Source organism: Pseudomonadota bacterium (assembly GCA_039196715.1).
Lineage (GTDB): Bacteria > Pseudomonadota > Gammaproteobacteria > CALCKW01 > CALCKW01 > CALCKW01.
Window position 1 is genome coordinate 33,818 of the sequence record JBCCUP010000007.1, and the last position, 15,379, is coordinate 49,196.

Sequence of the window (15,379 nt, forward strand, 5' to 3'; positions counted from 1 at the left end):
CTCCACCGCGGTGCCCGTCCATGCACGATCCCTTCAACCCGCCGTCTCGATCGCATCAGCACGGTGACTTCTCGCGCATGGAGACCCGCCTCGCACACCGCAACCACGGTTTGTTGCTCGAGCTGCTCGCGCACGACGTGACGCCGGTGGGTGCGCACTACTTGCTGACCCACTTCGACGTGCCCTATGTTGCCTCGGCTGACGACTGGCGACTGCACATCGAGGGCCTGGTGTCGCGTCCGGCGGCCTTCGACCTCGCCGCACTGCAGGCGCGACCGTACTGCGAGGAGGTGGTTACCCTCGAGTGTGCGGGCAACGGCCGCGCGCACATCGAACCTCGCTGGCAAAGCCAACCCTGGCACGATGAGGCCGTGGGCACGGGCCGCTGGGGGGGCACCCTGCTCGCGCCGATGCTCGACGAGCTCGGCCTGCACGACAGTGTGCAGGAGGTGGTTTTCGAGGGCGTCGACTGGGGTGTCGACGGGGGTGTGGAGCACGTGTTTGCGCGAAGCCTCACGCCCGCACAGATTCGCGACAGCCAGGCGATGCTCGCCTGGCAGATGAACGGGCAGCCACTGCTGCCACAACACGGTTTTCCGCTGCGCCTGGTGGTGCCGGGCTGGTACGGCATGGCCTCGGTCAAGTGGTTGAGCCGCATCCGCTGCATCGATTCGGGTTTCGAGGGCTACCAACAACGCCAGACCTACCGATACCGACACGCCGCCGGCGACCCCGGCGAACCGGTTCAGATGTTACGGGTGCGCTCGCTCATGGTGCCGCCGGGTCGACCGGACTGGTACAGCCGCGAACGCGTGGCACGGGCCGGCGAGCACCGGCTTCAAGGACGTGCGTGGTCCGGAGCGGGTGTGCCCATTGAACGGGTTGAAGTGGCGGTCGACGGTGTTTGGCAGGATGCGGAAATCGGCAAACCGGTCGGCCGCTTTGCCTGGTCAGGCTGGCACGCGCACTGGCGGGCCGTGCCCGGGCAGACCACGCTCGTGTGCCGGGCCACCGATGCCGAAGGCCGGTGCCAGCCGCTCGAGCCGGTCTGGGACGCGGCCGGTTTCGGCAATAACGCCTGCCAACGGGTGTCGGTCTGGGTGCGCGAGTGACCGGACTGCGGCACACCCCACGGTTTTTTTGAGGTTTGTGCCACGCTTGGCATAAAAGGCCGATAATCCTGTTTATACTCTCTGGCACCTTGAGTCTGTCGGCGCGCGCCGGCGTTTGTCATGCAACTCCCGGTGTCCTTCTTCGCCCTGATGGTCTCGGTTGCCCTGTTGCAGCTGAGCTCCGGTGGCATCTCACCCCTCGACGCCCTCAGTGGTCTGCAGTCCGGTTTTTCGTCCACGCAGGTCGGGTTGCTCGGTTCGGCGCATTTCATCGGCTTCTTTGCAGGCTGCTGGTGGGCGCCACGCCTGATGGGCGCGGTCGGCCACGCGCGGGCCTTCGCGACGTGCGCGGCCTGCGGGGCGATTGGCGCAATTGCCCACCCGTTGTGGATCGACCCGGCGTTCTGGGCGGTCCTGCGCGTCATGACCGGCTTGTGCATTGCCGGTTGCTACACCGTCATCGAGGCCTGGTTGCACGCCTCGGTGGACAACGAGACACGCGGCCGGGCTCTGGGCAGCTACCGCTTTGTCGACCTCACCATGTCGATGCTGGCGCAGTTGCTGATTGGTGTGCTGCCGGCGGCGAGCTACGTGTCCTACAACCTGCTCGCGATCCTTTGCTGCGCGGCATTGTTCCCGCTGATGGTCTCGCGCGCACGCGCACCGGCCACGCCCGAGGCGCCACGCCTGCGGCCGCTGGCCGCGTTCCGGTTGTCACCGCTCGGCGTCGCCGGTGTGGTCGTGGCCGGTGTGACCACGGCGTCGTTTCGCATGGTCGGTCCGGTGTACGGACAGCAGGTCGGGCTGGGTGCCGGGGAGACGGGTCTCTTTCTCGCCGCCTTCGTGTTGGGTGGCGCGGCGGCGCAGTTTCCGGTGGGCTGGCTTGCCGACCTCTACGACCGCCGCTGGGTGTTGATCTGGCTGTCGGTGGCCGCGCTTGTGGCCTGTGCGCTGACGGTGGTGTTCGGCACGCGCAACGTGGTGTGGGTGTTCGGCACGGCCGCGTTTTTCGGCTTGGTGACCTTCCCGATCTTCTCTGTCGCCAGCGCCCACGCCAACGACTTCGCGGCGGCCGAATCGTTGATCGAGCTCAGCGCGTCGCTGATGTTCTGGTACGGCATCGGTGCGATCGCGAGTCCGTTGATCGCCTCGGTGCTGATCGACAGCTACGGGCCGTCGGCGCTCTTTGCGTTCATCAGCGTGGCCCACATCGGGCTCGCACTCTACGGCCTGAAACGCATGTTGGCGCGGCCGACCGCCCCGGAGCGCACGCCCTACCGCTACCTGCCGCGCACCAGTTTCACACTGGGTCGGTTGTTCAAACGCCGTTCACCGTGACCGTGCAACCGGGCCCCGACAGGGCCGGGGTTCACTCGGCGATCCGCACGAGTTGCTTGCCGAAATTTGCGCCGCCGAGCAAACCGATGAAGGCCTCGGGCGCCGACGCCAGGCCCTCTGAGACGCTCTCGCGGTAGACGATGTCGCCGCTGCCGACGGCCGGCCCGACGTCGCGCAGGAAGTCACCGAAGCGGGCGTAGTGATCGGTGATGATGAACCCGCGCACGCTCAGTCGGTTGACCAGAACCGTGCGCCAAAGCTGTGGCACGGAGAAACTGTCCAACATGGGGTCGCCAGTCTCGCCGACACGGCCGTTGTACCAGCTGATCATGCCGCAGACCGGAATGCGGGCACCGACGTTCAGACGCGGCAGGACCGCGCGCAAGCTTTTGCCGCCGACGTTCTCATAGTAGATGTCAACGCCGTCCGGGCAGGCGCCCTTGAGCGCCTCGCTGAGTGAGCGGGTGTCAGTGAGTGCACGGTGGTCGACGCAGGCGTCGAAACCGAGCGTGTCGACAGCGTAGGCGCACTTGTCGGTGCCGCCGGCGATGCCTACCACGCGCAGCCCGGCACGCTTGCCGAGTTGTCCGACCAGCGCCCCGACGGCCCCCGTGGCCGCCGACACCACCAGCGTCTGGCCTGGCTCAGGCTGGCCGTGTTCGAGTAGCCCGATCCACGCGGTGAAGCCCGGCATGCCGAGGACACCCAGCGCCGTTTGGGGTGGCGCGAGCGCGGGGTCGAGCTTGCGAATGGCTTGCTCGCTGGCTGTGCCGTGGGTCTGCCAACCGAGCCTGCCTTCGACGATGTCGCCGGCCTCGAAGCGGGACGAGCGCGACTCGATCACCCGTGCCACGGTGCCACCCTCCATTACACCGCCCAGGGGTACCGGATCGGCGTAGGACTTTGCGTCGTCCATACGGCCCCGCATGTACGGGTCGAGCGACAGCCACATCACTTCACAGAGAACGTGCCCGTCCTCGAGCGTGGGCGCCGGAGCGTCCTCGAGCCGGAAGTCGGTCGGGGTTGGACGGCCTTCGGGTCGAGAGGCGAGAACGATTCGCTGCATCGGGGTCTTCCGTTGGGGTCAGGGTGTCGCCGCGCCGGTGTCTTGCGCAGCCAGCGCCAGTGTGGTGTCCAGCCACGCGGCGGCGGCGTCGTGGCCGACCAGCGCGAAAGCGCGCTGAAGCATAGCACTCTGTACCGCGCTCAGATCTGCCGCCAAGGCAGCACCGGTCGGGGTCAGGCTGAGCTTTCGAATCCGCTTGTCGTCGGCGTCAGGTTCGGAGTGCACCAGCCCGTCCTGCACAAGCCGCCGCAGCGGGCCAGCCAGGGCCTGCTTCGAGATGCTCAGGGTGTCGAGCAAACCGCCGACGGTGATGCCGGGTTGCCTGCCGACAAAATGGACGATCCGGTGGTGTGCACGCCCGAGCCCGCGTGCCGCGAGCACGCGATCGGGTTCGGCCGTGAATGCACGGTAGGCAAAGTAGAGCGCTTCGATCGACTCGGTGTGTGTTGAATTCGGGTCAATCATATTGACATTTCCAGGCGGCTAGGCCACTGTTTACGTCAATGCAATTGACATAAATATAATGCCATGCCACTCGCCGCTCGCTTGAACAGGTTGGTGTCGTCTCCGGTGCGCGACCTGCTCGCCCGGACGGCCCGGTCCGACATGGTGTCGTTCGCCGGTGGGCTCCCGGCACCCGACAGTTTTCCGGACGTTGGATCGCTGTCAGTGCCGTTGACCGCGCTGCAGTATGGGCCCTCGGAAGGGGATTGGCCATTGCGCGAGCAGGTGGCCACACTGGTGACAGCGCGGGGGCTTGCGTGTGCGCCCGAGCAGGTGCTGATTCTGTCGGGGTCGCAGCAGGGCATTGATCTCGTCGCCAAGGCCACCGTCGAGGTGGGCAGCCGGGTCGGCGTGGAGTCTCCCACCTACCTTGCCGCCTTGCAGGTGTTTTCGCTGTTTGGTGCGGACTACCGACCCTTTCCGGTCGGCGGTGAGCCGCCAGAATGCGACCTTCTCTACATCAACCCGACCTTCCAGAACCCGACCGGGCATTGCTACAGCACGGCCGAGCGCGCGCGGGTGCGCGCGGCGGCTGAGCGGCACGGCGCCGTGTTGTTCGAGGACGATCCTTACCACGATCTCTGCTTCGACCCGGTCGACCAGTGCCCGATTGCGGCGGGTTTCAACGGCAGCTGGGTCTACCAGGGCACTTTCTCCAAGTCGCTTGCGCCGGGTTTGCGCCTGGGGTACCTCGTTGCGTCTCCCGATCTTGCCGCGCCACTTGTTCAACTCAAACAGGCGGCGGACTTGCACACCAACCGGGTTGCTCAGCACTGGGTGCTGTCCTTGCTGCAGGCACCGGACGCCGACGCGCGACTCGCGGCGTTGCGCGCGCGCTACCGCCAACGCCGTGACCACTTCCACGCGGTGCTGTCAGAGCACTTCAGTGACCTCGCGTCCTGGGGTGTGCCGTCGGGTGGGCTGTTTTTCTGGCTGCGCTTGCACGCCGAGGGCCTGGACCTCGGCGACGTGCTGTCCGAGGCGTTGGCTGAGGGCGTCGCCTTCATGCCGGGCGTGCACTTCTACACGGCGGAGGACGGCACGGCGGCATCGCCCACCCTGCGGTTGAATTTCTCGAACGCGTCAGAGAGCGAGGTCACTGTCGGGCTTCGCACGCTGGCGAACCTGTTGCGGCGGTCGCGTGAGTGAGGTCAGTGTGCCGGGCGCGGGTGGTGGGGGGGTTGTTTGGCGCGGGTGTGTCAGGCGATCAGCCGATTGTCGTTCACGCTCGCGAGCAAGACCCGTCGCGCGGCTGACTTCTGCCGGGCACCGTGTCGGTAACAGCCGAGCCCGGCAATGCCCAGCAGGGCGCAGAGTTCCGGGTAGGCGCCAGTGAACAGGCCATAAGCGGCGACGTGGACGGCGACAAAGCCGATCGCCACGAGGCAGCGACCGTGGTTGAGTTCGCGCAGCGCGTCGAGTTGTACCGGCGTGTTGTCCATGGCCGGAGGGTATGGCGATCGCCGCCAGCCGCCTGTGACCCAGTGCACAGTTCGACGCGTTTTTTCTACCTGCGCAAAAAAAACGCCGGCGAATGCCGGCGTTTTGCGTGTCGCCGCAGCATCGGCTGCCGCAGCAACGGCTGCCGCAGCGACGGCTGCGGTCAGCCCTTGTCGAGCTCGGCGGACAGCTGCGGGACAGCGTCGAACAGGTCCATGACCAGGCCGTAGTCCGAGACCTGGAAGATCGGCGCTTCCTCGTCGTTGTTGATCGCAACGATCGTCTTGGAGTCCTTCATGCCCGCGAGGTGCTGTATGGCACCTGAGATACCGATTGCAATATACAGGTCCGGCGCAACCACCTTGCCGGTCTGACCGACCTGGTAATCGTTGGGGACAAAGCCGGCGTCCACGGCCGCTCGCGAGGCGCCGACGGCGGCGTTGAGCTTGCCCGCGAGTTCGTCCAGCATCGCGAAGTTGTCGCCGTTCTGCATGCCGCGTCCGCCGGACACGATCACTTTCGCCGAGGTCAGCTCCGGGCGGTCGGACTGGGTGAGGTCCTGGCCCTCGAAACTCGCGAGGCCTGCGTCGCCGGTGGCGGCAACCGCGTCGACCGGCGCCGAGCCACCGGATTCGTCGCAAGCGGCGAACTTGGTGGTGCGGACGGTGATCACCTTGGTGGCGTCGTTGCTCTTGATCACGCTCAGCACGTTGCCGGCGTAGATCGGGCGCTCGAAGGTGTCGGCATCGACCACATCGGAGATGTCCGAGATCGCCATCACGTCGAGCTGTGCGGCGACCCGCGGCATGAGGTTCTTGCCGTTGGTGGTGGCCGGCGCAACGATGTGACTGTAGTCGCCGGCGAGCGAGGTCACCAGCGGCGAGACATTCTCGGCGATCTGGTTCGCGTACTCTGCGCTGTCGGCGAGTTTCACGCTGCGCACCCCGGGCAGGGCGGCAGCCGCGTCGGCCACGGCGCTGCAACCGGTGCCGGCGACCAGGATGTCGATCTCACCGCCGATCTTCTGCGCCGCGGTCAGGGTGTTGAGGGTGGCGCCTTTGAGTTCGGCGTTGTCGTGTTCTGCAATGATAAGCGTGCTCATCGGGAGTCCCTCAAATGACCTGGGCTTCGTTTTTCAGTTTGTCGACCAGTTCGGCGACCGAGGCGACCTTGACGCCGGCGGCGCGCGGCGGCGGCTCGCTCACCGATACCAGGGTCTGGCGGGGCGCGGTGTCGACACCGAGGTCGGCCAGCGGCTTCTTGTCGAGCGGCTTCTTCTTCGCCTTCATGATGTTCGGCAGCGACGCGTAGCGCGGCTCGTTCAGGCGCAGGTCCGACGTCAGCACGCAGGGCATCTTGAGCGTGAGGCGCTCGAGGCCGCCGTCGATCTCCCGGGTGATGTTCGCCTGCTCGCCGTCGATCTCGACCTTAGACACGTTGGTGCCCTGAGCCCAGCCGAGGACCGCGGAAAGCATTTGACCAGCCTGGTTGCTGTCACCGTCGATCGCCTGCTTGCCCATGATCACGAGGCCGGGCTGCTCCTCGTCCACGAGGTGCTTGAGCACCTTCGCCACGCCCAGTGGCTCGATGTCGTCGTCGGTCACCACGTGAACGGCACGGTCGGCGCCCATGGCCAACGCGGTGCGGAGGGTTTCCTCGCACTTTGCCGCCCCGATCGAGACCGCGACGATCTCCTCGGCCTTGCCGGCCTCGCGCAGGCGGATGGCTTCTTCCACCGCAATCTCGTCAAACGGGTTCATCGCCATCTTCACGTTGTCGAGATTGACGCCGGTGCCGTCGGCTTTCACGCGCGCCTTGACGTAGGGATCGAGCACGCGTTTGCACGTGACGAGTATTTTCATGTTGGTTTACCTCAGGCCGCTCTGACGCGGAGCTGTGACGGATGATGCGCGGAGTCGGGCCCGATACCCGACCAGCGGAAACCCCCAATTATAACGACACGGACGTGGTCGAGGCACGTGTGAGCGGCACCTTCTGCCCCCAATTCGTCGTGTCGCGCGTGCGCTGTGTGAAATTTCGTGCACAGCGTGTGCGACCCGGTGAATGTGGTTGCATGGCGGGTGGCCTGCGCGGCCCGCACACGACGTCGACGGGCGGCCGGCGGGACGGCCGCTCGCACTGGCCAAAACCGTGTGATTTCGGTAGTTTATGTGCACGAGGCGCGTACCATCGCGCACCGGCAACCCCACCGCAACAGCGAGACCCCCGTGAGCACCGCCACCAAAACCCGGGCCAAAGTGACCTTGCGCAAAGCGTCGCCAGACGACCTCATGTTCATCAACGGTATCATCGAGACCGCCGTGATGAGCTGGCAACTGCCCGAGCGCGTCAAACGGCTCACCTTGCCCAACTACCGGTACGCGGCCGAGCATTTCGATGCGATGACGCTGTTCCTCGCCACCGGCAAGGACAGCGCCGATGTACTGGGGGTGCTCGCGATCTGCCCCGCGGTCGAAGCCGAGGTGCCCGGCGGCCGGCCAGCCACCCGCATCCACGGCGTGTACGTGGATCCGATCAATCACCGCGAAGGCATCGGCAAGAAACTCGTCGCTCACGCGGTGAAGGCGGCCAGGAAGGCCGGGGTTGACGGTGTGGTCGTGACGGCCCAACCCGACGCCTTCGCCTTCTTCGAGGCGGTGGGCTTCGAGCGCTGCGAGGCACCACCGAGCGAAGACGCGGACTTTCGCAACGCCTACTGGAAAGCCCTCTAGGCCCTGAGCGCGCCACCGCGCACGCTCGAACACCCTTGTTGAACGCTGGCACCGGGCGCCCGGTTTCGGCACAGAGTCCGCATGGTGGGCAACAGGTGTCGACAAGGATGTCACGTGCTCAAGGAACGACTGCGCGCAGCGGGCCCCTGGTTGCTATGCGCGCTGTGGGTCGGCGGTGCGATCGCCGCTGCGGTGCACCACACGCTGCCCGAGCGCTCCGGCTGGAGCAACGACCCCGCCGTGGTGGCTGGGCCGGGCGCCGGCGGCGACTTCGTGTTGGTGCTGAACAACTGGTCGAGTCAGGCGGTGTTCACCCACGTGGTGGGTCAGTTGCTGGAGCGCCGTGGACAGCCGGTCGAATTCATCGAATCCGATGCGGTGCTGCAGTTCGATCTGCTGGCGGACGGCGACGCGCATTTTCAGGTTGAGGTCTGGCACAACCGCATGGCGTCGGACCTCGAGCGAGCGATGGACCGGGGCGTGATTGACGCCGGTGCGCACCAACTGCGTTTCCGCGACGGGTGGTGGGTGTCCGACGCGACCCTGGCGCGTTGCCCGGACGCCGGGGACTGGGCCGGGTTGTCAGCCTGCATGCGGGGCGACACGGCCTCGGGTGCAGCGGGTTTGGGCGAGTTCGTTGCCCCGCCGGAGGCCTTTGGTCGCGACTACCGCACGCTTATTTCGGTGCTGGGAATGCCGGTGGTGCAGACCGCTGCCGCCGACATGGCCAGCCTCAAGGCGACCTGGGCGGCCTTTGATACCCCGGCTGTCGAGTCGGAAACTGACGCCGCAACCGAACCCGACGCGGTCCGCGCGGTGTACAACTGGTCGCCCAACACCGAGGGCGGTCCGATCAACGGGCGTTTCGTGGCCTTCCCACCGCCCGAGATGGCGTGTTTTCGCGACCCGGATTGGGGCCCAAACCCGAACGTCACCGGGGACTGCGGTGACCCGCCCTTTTACGCCGTGAGCAAGGCGGCCTGGTCCGGCGTGCTCGACGCCTTTCCCGACATCTGGCCCGTGCTCCAGGCGGTCCGCTTTGACACGACCGACTACCGCCAGGTGGTCGCCTGGATGGCGGCCCCGGGAGCGGTTCCGGCCGAGGTTGCCACGCGCTGGCTCGAGGTGAACGCCGATCGGGCCGAACGCTGGCTCGGTCAACCGTTATCATGAGCGCTCTGTCTCTGGACGCACCGAAGCGGGAATGCACTTATGGCCTCCACAGCCTCCAAAATCGCGCTGGTTACCGGCGCCGGCACCGGCATCGGTGCGGCGACGGCACTGGCCCTGGCGGGTGCCGGGTACACCGTGTTCGGGGTGGGGCGCCGTCCCGAGCCGCTTGAGCGCACGGTCGCCGACGGCGTGGCCGCCGGCATCGACCCGGCGCGCTTGTGCGCTGTGCCGACGGACGTTGGCGACGAAGCGGCCGTCGACGCATTGTTCGAACAGATTGAATCCCGGTGTGGCCGCCTGGATGTGTTGTTCAACAACGCCGGCGTCGGTGCGCCGCCTGTTTCGATCGACGAACTGTCGGTGGCGGACTGGCGCCGGGTTGTGGACGTCAACCTGACCGGCGTGTTCCTGTGCGCGCGCGCGGCCTTCGCGTTGATGAAACGGCAATCACCCGGCGGTGGTCGGATCATCAACAACGGGTCGATTTCGGCCACAGCGCCGCGGCCCTTTTCGGCGCCGTACACGGCGACCAAACACGCGGTGACCGGCTTGACCAAGAGTCTGGCCCTGGATGGCCGTCCGCACCGGATTGCCTGCGGCCAGCTCGACATCGGCAACGCCGCCAGTGAGATGACCGAACCGATGCTGACCGGCGTGCTGCAGGCGCACGGTGAAGTGGCCGCCGAGCCCCGCATGGACGTGCAGCACGTGGCGGATGCCGTGGTCCAGATGGCCGGCTTGCCGCTGGAGTCCAACGTGCTGTTCATGACCCTGATGGCGACCAACATGCCCTTCGTGGGCCGCGGCTGATCTGTCCCGGCGCTGCTACGCTCAGGGTCCGGGAACCGAGTCTGCAGCGCATGGACCGATCACAGAACCGAGGTGCCGCGGGGTGCGTGCTGGGCGCCATGCTGTTGTTGACCGGTTGTGCGACCAGCCCGCCCAGCCGGGTTGACGACCTGTGTCGGATTTTTCACGAGAAACCCGATTGGCACGCGGCGGCGGTGGCAGCGCAACGCGCGCACGGTGCCCCGGTCGCGTTGCAGATGGCCGTGATCCAGCAGGAGAGCAATTTCCGGCACGACGTGCGGGCGCCGCGCAAACGCGTGTTTTTCGGGTTGCTGCCGGGGCGTCGGATCAGCTCTGCGTTTGGCTATTCGCAGGCGCTTGATGGTACCTGGCTCGCCTACGTCGACGACACTGGCGTTCGGGGCGCGCGGCGCGACCATTTCGACGACGCGGTCGATTTCGTCTCCTGGTACCTCGATCAGTCACGCCGTCGCAACGGGGTGCCGTTTTCCGACACTGTCGGCCACTACTTCAACTACCACGAAGGCTGGGGTGGCTACGCACGCAAGACCTACAACGACAAGGCCTGGCTGAAGCGCGTGGCGCAGAAGGTGGCCAATCGCCGCGCGCAGTACGCGCGGCAACTGGCCCAGTGCGAGCTGCCGCCCCCCGGGTTCTGGCAACGGCTGTTCAGCGGTGGGTCGCGATCAGTCCTGGGTTAGCCAGGGTGTTGCACGGTCGCCCTGCGTGAGGGTGCCCGCAGCGCGGTAGATGGCAAGCTTGTCACGGCTGTCGCCGATGTCGAGGTTGCGCATCGTCAGCTGGCCGATTCGGTCGCGCGGCGTGAAGGCCCCGTCCTCATTGCGTTCCATGGTCAGTCGCTCGGCGGCGTAGCTGAGGTTAGGGCTCTCGGTGTTCAGCAAGCTGAAGTCGTTGCCGCGGCGCAGTTCGAGGGTGACTTTGCCGGTGATGGCCGACGCCACCCAGCGTGTGCCCGCCTCGCGCAACATCATCGCCTGCGAATCGAACCACCGGCCCTGGTACAACAGGCGGCCGAGCCGCAAGCCGTTGATCCGGTACTGCTCGATGGTGTCTTCGTTGTGGATCCCGCTCAGCAGGCGCTCGTAGGCGATGTGCAGCAGCGCCATGCCCGGCGCCTCGTAAATGCCGCGGCTCTTGGCCTCGATGATGCGGTTCTCGATCTGATCGGACATGCCGAGCCCGTGCCGACCGCCGATGCGATTGGCTTCCTCCATCAGGGCAACCACGTCGGTGAACGCCTGGCCGTTCAGGGCGGTGGGCACGCCGGCGTCGAACTCGACCGACACGGTTTCGGGCGCGATCTCGCAGTCTGCGCGCCAGAACGGTACGCCCATGATCGGGTCGACGGTGCTGATGCCGTTCTCGAGGAACTCGAGGTCTTTGGCTTCGTGCGTTGCGCCGAGCAGATTGGAATCCGTGGAGTACGCCTTCTCCTGCGACATCCGGTAGGGGAAACCGTGTTCGCTCATGTACGCGGACATTTCCGCGCGACCGCCCAACTGCGCGATGAACGCGTCGTCGAGCCAGGGCTTGTACACACGCAGGGCCGGGTTCACCAGCAGGCCGTAGCGGTAGAAACGCTCGATGTCATTGCCCTTGTAGGTGCTGCCATCGCCCCAGATGTTGACGCCGTCGTCGCGCATGGCCTGCACCAGCATCGTGCCGGTGACGGCGCGGCCGATGGGCGTGGTGTTGAAGTAGGTCAAGCCGCCAGTGGTCACGTGGAACGCGCCGCACTGGATTGCCGCGATGCCCTCGTTGACAAGTTGCGGGCGGCAGTCGACGAGCCGGGCGATTTCGGCGCCGTACGCGGACGCCTTGGCCGGGATCGCGTCGTAGTCGTCCTCGTCGGGTTGGCCGAGGTGGGCCGTGTAGCAGCAGGGCTGGGCACCGTGACCGCGCATCCAGTGGACTGCAGCGCTGGTGTCCAGGCCGCCCGAAAACGCCACGCCGACGCGCTCGCCGACGGGCAGTGACTGGAGGATGGTCTGCGACATGGTGGAAATCCGAAAACCTCGAATATTATCACCGCGGCGAGAACGTCGTCTGGTTCCCACCGGGCAAACGCCGTTTGGCTGGTGTGCCGCGGAGCCGGACACGTCGATCACCTGCAGCCAGCAGGGCGAACGTGTGAAGGCGGTTCAGCGGCGAGCGGCGGGTGTGAGCAAGGCGGCCAGTGCGCGGCCGAGGGTGTCCAACGGCAGCACCGCGTGCGGGGCGCCGAGTTCGACCGCTGCGCCGGGCATGCCCCAGACCACACTGCTGTGCCGGTCCTGCGCGAGGCAGAGGCCGCCGGCGTTGCGCGCCGCGAGCAGACCGGCTGCGCCGTCTCGGCCCATGCCGGTCATCAGCACCGAGACGGTGCGCACCCGGCCGAGTTGTGCGACCGACTGGAACATGACGTTGACCGAGGGGCGGTGCCCGTTGACCGGTTCACTGTCGTGCGTCGTGGCGACCAGGCGCCCGGCGACCAGACCCGCGCGCAGGTGCCGGTCACCGGGGGCGAGGTAACAGTGTCCGGGTTCGATCGGCTGATCGCGATCGGCAATGCGGACCTCCATATCGAGCCGCGTGTTCAGCCGCTTGACGAGGCGCGCGAGAAAGCGCGCGGGCATGTGTTGGGAGATCAACACCGCATGGTGTTCGACGCGCACCTGCGACAGCAGCGACAAGAGGGCCTCCGGCCCGCCTGTGGAGGCGCCGATGGCCACCAGTGTCGACACCGTGTCAGAGCACGATCGCAGCGCTTGCAGTTGCGCGCGCAAGGTGTCCGGTATCGGCTGCTCGGCCAACTGCGCGGCCAGCGACGGTCGCGCGATCACGTCACTGCGTTCGCGTCTCGCTCGCTCAGTCATCAAGTGAGCCGTGCTTTGTCGCCATCTCACGGTACATCGGTGCCACCCGTTTGACCCGTGCAATGCCGGAAACGGGCTGGTAAACCACTTTGCGCGGGCACTGCAGACCGAGGTCCGACGCGAGCACGTGGAGCCCTGCGGCCTGGCAGTAGCCCTCGGCGAAGGCGATGTTGCGCTCGCCAACCCCGTCACCGATGCCCTGGTCCTGCATGTTGCCGCCACCGAACAACTTGACCTCCATGCGGTCTCGCTCGGCGCCGCACTGCTCGAGGTAGTGAATCAGCGTGTCCATCGCAACCTGGCCGTAGCGGTGGTCACCTCGCGGGTTGAAGCCCGATGCGCACCCCGCGGGCAGCATGAAGTGGTTCATGCCGCCGATGCCGGCGACCGGGTCACGGATGCACGCCGCGACACAGGAGCCGAGCAGCGTCACGATCTGGATCGGTTCGGCTGTGCCGAAGAGTTGCCCCGGGAACACCTTGGCGATCTTCTCCTGCGTCGACGGGTGGCGGTAGAGGTGGGCCTGGCCAAATTCGCGTGGGCTGTTCTCGGCCGGCAACTCGAATGCGGCGTTCATGGCACGCGTCTGAACACGGTGTTGTCGACCCGCTCGTAGTACTCTCGGGTGCAGGGCACCACCTCGGAGTGGCCGAGGTAGAGAAAACCGCCAGGCTGCTGCACGCTGGCGAACCGTCGTATGAGCTGGCCCTGCAACTCACGGCTGAAGTAGATCAGCGCGTTGCGACAGAAGATGACATCCACGGGCCCGGCGAAGGGCCAGTGGCCGAAGAGGTTGAGTGTGCTGCACAACAGCAGTTTGCGCAGCTCGGGGGCGGCGACAAAGCCGTCCGCGGATTCCGTGAACCACTTGTACCGCAGCACGTCAGTGAGGCCGCGGGAATCGGTCATGCTGAAGGCGCCGGCTCGGGTCAGCTCGACCATGTCGGAGTTGATGTCGGTGCTCAACACGCGCAGATTGGCGATCTGGTCGAGTTTCTTTTCCGCCAGGGCGGTGGCGATGGAGTAGGGTTCCTGACCAGAGGAACACGCTGACGACCAGATGCGGATCTTCTTCTGCGGCTTGTCGGGGTTGTATAACGCCGGAATGGCGTGCGTCACCAGGTGGTCGAAGTGGTGTGGCTCACGGAAGAAGTAGGTCAGGTTGGTCGTAACCTTATTGACGAAGAAGACGCGCTCGTAGCGCTCGTTGGCACGCGCGTAGTCAGCGTAGGCCTCGAAGCAGGGCATGTTCAGTTCGCGCACGCGCCGACAGAAGCGCGAGTAGAGCATGGCGCGCTGTTGCTCTTCGAGGTTGATGCCGGCCCAGTCGTGTGCCAGCCGTTTGAACTGCGCAAACTCGGCGTTTGTCAGTTCGGCTGGCAGGTTGGGCGCAATGAGGCGTGCTGATGCGTTCACGTATCCTTACATCGGTTGAGCGGTGGCAATCGCCGGCGGCGCCGTGGGTGCCAACGGCCGTGTCTCACGGGTTGGTGCGAGACACGGTAAACACACCGTGTCGCGGCACGAGGTGTCAGGCCGCCGGCAAGCCGAGCACGTCGCTCGCGCCCATGCACTGCGCGGATTCGAGCAACACCGGGCTGGTCGCCGACCAACTGAACTCACGGTCCTCCTGACGCAGGTGGTGTGCGAGCACCACGAGTGCCTGCATGCCCGCAGTGTCGACCTTCTTGATCTCGGATCCGTCGAACTCCATGGCATCGGCGCTCTGGTAATAGGCGTCGAGCTCGGGCAGGAAATCGTCCATTTCCTTGGCGCGCACTTCGGCGGGGAATTTGTGAGCACTCATGCTGCAACTCCGTTTTGCGTGTCGTCCTCCCAGAGGCAGGTGGCGACCACCTTCTCCAGTTCGATGATGATGACCATCTTGTCTTCGGCCTTGCCCAGACCGCTGATGAGGTCTGCGGACACACTGCCGACCACGTCATCGCCGTTCTGGATGTCGACCGCGCGCAGGTTGTGCACATCGGCCACTTCGTCGACCAGCAGACCGACGAAGCGGTCCACGCCGTGGTTGTGGCTGTTGACGATGATCACGGCAGTGGTGTCATCCTGGTCACGGCCGTCGACGTAAAAGCGCATGCGCGCGTCGATGACCGGCACGATCGAGCCGCGCAAGTTGATCACGCCCAGCACTGTGGTCGTCGTGCTCGGGATGGGCGTCACCGCGCTCCAGCTCTTGATCTCCTTGACCTTCAGGATGTCGATGCCGTATTCGACGCCATCGAGCAGGAAAGTCAGGTACTGGTCCGTGATGCTTTCCGGTGACTTTTCGACCGGATCCATGGGTTCGAGTGACATGATTTTGTC

18 protein-coding genes are annotated in these 15,379 nt (G+C 66.0%); 7 read left to right on the forward strand and 11 right to left on the reverse strand.

Annotation, left to right across the window (positions count from 1 at the left end):
* Window positions 1-20 precede the first annotated feature (20 nt).
* Window positions 21-1,112 carry a molybdopterin-dependent oxidoreductase gene (locus tag AAGA11_04655; GenBank protein ID MEM9602128.1) on the forward strand — a complete coding sequence of 364 codons (1,092 nt, stop codon included), beginning with the start codon at window positions 21-23 and terminating at the stop codon, window positions 1,110-1,112.
* 120 nt (window positions 1,113-1,232) lie between these two features.
* Entirely contained in the window at window positions 1,233-2,450 is a 1,218-nt protein-coding gene (locus AAGA11_04660; protein ID MEM9602129.1) for an MFS transporter, read from the forward strand.
* 31 nt (window positions 2,451-2,481) lie between these two features.
* Here the strand turns inward: AAGA11_04660 and AAGA11_04665 are convergent, their stop codons facing one another.
* Window positions 2,482-3,516 (reverse strand): NADP-dependent oxidoreductase, encoded by a 1,035-nt coding sequence (locus AAGA11_04665; protein MEM9602130.1) that lies wholly within the window; start codon window positions 3,514-3,516, stop codon window positions 2,482-2,484.
* Window positions 3,517-3,534: 18 nt separating this feature from the next.
* Entirely contained in the window at window positions 3,535-3,981 is a 447-nt protein-coding gene (locus AAGA11_04670) for a MarR family transcriptional regulator (GenBank protein ID MEM9602131.1), read from the reverse strand.
* A gap of 63 nt (window positions 3,982-4,044) precedes the next feature.
* On the opposite strand from AAGA11_04670, the gene AAGA11_04675 reads away from it, so the two are divergent.
* The gene (locus AAGA11_04675; protein ID MEM9602132.1) at window positions 4,045-5,169 is read left to right on the forward strand and encodes a PLP-dependent aminotransferase family protein; all 1,125 of its coding nucleotides are present in this window, start codon (window positions 4,045-4,047) and stop codon (window positions 5,167-5,169) included.
* A 50-nt stretch (window positions 5,170-5,219) separates the two neighbouring features.
* Here AAGA11_04675 and AAGA11_04680 read toward each other — a convergent pair whose 3' ends face one another.
* The 3 genes from AAGA11_04680 to AAGA11_04690 form a co-directional block, all read right to left on the reverse strand.
* Window positions 5,220-5,462: a hypothetical protein gene (locus tag AAGA11_04680; protein ID MEM9602133.1), complete on the reverse strand. Its 243-nt coding sequence runs from the start codon at window positions 5,460-5,462 to the stop codon at window positions 5,220-5,222.
* Between the two features lie 161 nt (window positions 5,463-5,623).
* Window positions 5,624-6,562: an FAD-binding protein gene (locus tag AAGA11_04685; GenBank protein ID MEM9602134.1), complete on the reverse strand. Its 939-nt coding sequence runs from the start codon at window positions 6,560-6,562 to the stop codon at window positions 5,624-5,626.
* A gap of 10 nt (window positions 6,563-6,572) precedes the next feature.
* Entirely contained in the window at window positions 6,573-7,322 is a 750-nt protein-coding gene (locus tag AAGA11_04690) for an electron transfer flavoprotein subunit beta/FixA family protein (protein ID MEM9602135.1), read from the reverse strand.
* 366 nt (window positions 7,323-7,688) lie between these two features.
* Between AAGA11_04690 and AAGA11_04695 the strand changes: the two genes are divergently transcribed.
* From AAGA11_04695 to AAGA11_04710, 4 genes are all read left to right on the forward strand, one after another.
* On the forward strand, window positions 7,689-8,192 hold the full coding sequence (locus AAGA11_04695; GenBank protein ID MEM9602136.1) for a GNAT family N-acetyltransferase: 504 nt from the start codon (window positions 7,689-7,691) through the stop codon (window positions 8,190-8,192).
* Window positions 8,193-8,306: 114 nt separating this feature from the next.
* Window positions 8,307-9,365, forward strand: a complete 1,059-nt coding sequence (locus AAGA11_04700) for a glycine betaine ABC transporter substrate-binding protein (protein ID MEM9602137.1) — start codon at window positions 8,307-8,309, stop codon at window positions 9,363-9,365.
* A 39-nt stretch (window positions 9,366-9,404) separates the two neighbouring features.
* A complete protein-coding gene (locus AAGA11_04705) occupies window positions 9,405-10,175 on the forward strand; it encodes an SDR family oxidoreductase (protein MEM9602138.1) in 771 nt (256 codons plus the stop codon).
* 50 nt (window positions 10,176-10,225) lie between these two features.
* Window positions 10,226-10,876, forward strand: coding sequence for a hypothetical protein (locus AAGA11_04710; GenBank protein ID MEM9602139.1), 651 nt, complete (start codon window positions 10,226-10,228; stop codon window positions 10,874-10,876).
* On the opposite strand, the gene argG is transcribed toward AAGA11_04710, so the two are convergent.
* The 6 genes from argG to AAGA11_04740 all read right to left on the reverse strand — a co-directional run bounded on the left by argG (window position 10,862) and on the right by AAGA11_04740 (window position 15,370).
* A complete protein-coding gene (gene argG / locus AAGA11_04715; protein MEM9602140.1) occupies window positions 10,862-12,193 on the reverse strand; it encodes an argininosuccinate synthase in 1,332 nt (443 codons plus the stop codon). The two genes, AAGA11_04710 and argG, sit on opposite strands and share 15 nt — an antisense overlap.
* 144 nt (window positions 12,194-12,337) lie before the next feature.
* Window positions 12,338-13,018, reverse strand: coding sequence for a CheB methylesterase domain-containing protein (locus tag AAGA11_04720; GenBank protein MEM9602141.1), 681 nt, complete (start codon window positions 13,016-13,018; stop codon window positions 12,338-12,340).
* Window positions 13,019-13,043: 25 nt separating this feature from the next.
* Window positions 13,044-13,628, reverse strand: a complete 585-nt coding sequence (locus AAGA11_04725) for a chemoreceptor glutamine deamidase CheD (GenBank protein ID MEM9602142.1) — start codon at window positions 13,626-13,628, stop codon at window positions 13,044-13,046.
* Window positions 13,625-14,467 (reverse strand): protein-glutamate O-methyltransferase CheR, encoded by an 843-nt coding sequence (locus AAGA11_04730; protein MEM9602143.1) that lies wholly within the window; start codon window positions 14,465-14,467, stop codon window positions 13,625-13,627. The genes AAGA11_04725 and AAGA11_04730 overlap by 4 nt, the downstream gene beginning before the upstream one ends.
* 115 nt (window positions 14,468-14,582) lie before the next feature.
* Complete coding sequence (locus AAGA11_04735; protein MEM9602144.1) at window positions 14,583-14,858, reverse strand: STAS domain-containing protein; 276 nt, start codon at window positions 14,856-14,858, stop codon at window positions 14,583-14,585.
* Window positions 14,855-15,370, reverse strand: a complete 516-nt coding sequence (locus AAGA11_04740; GenBank protein MEM9602145.1) for a chemotaxis protein CheW — start codon at window positions 15,368-15,370, stop codon at window positions 14,855-14,857. Before AAGA11_04740 ends, AAGA11_04735 begins: the two co-directional genes overlap by 4 nt.
* Between the last annotated feature and the right edge of the window lie 9 nt (window positions 15,371-15,379).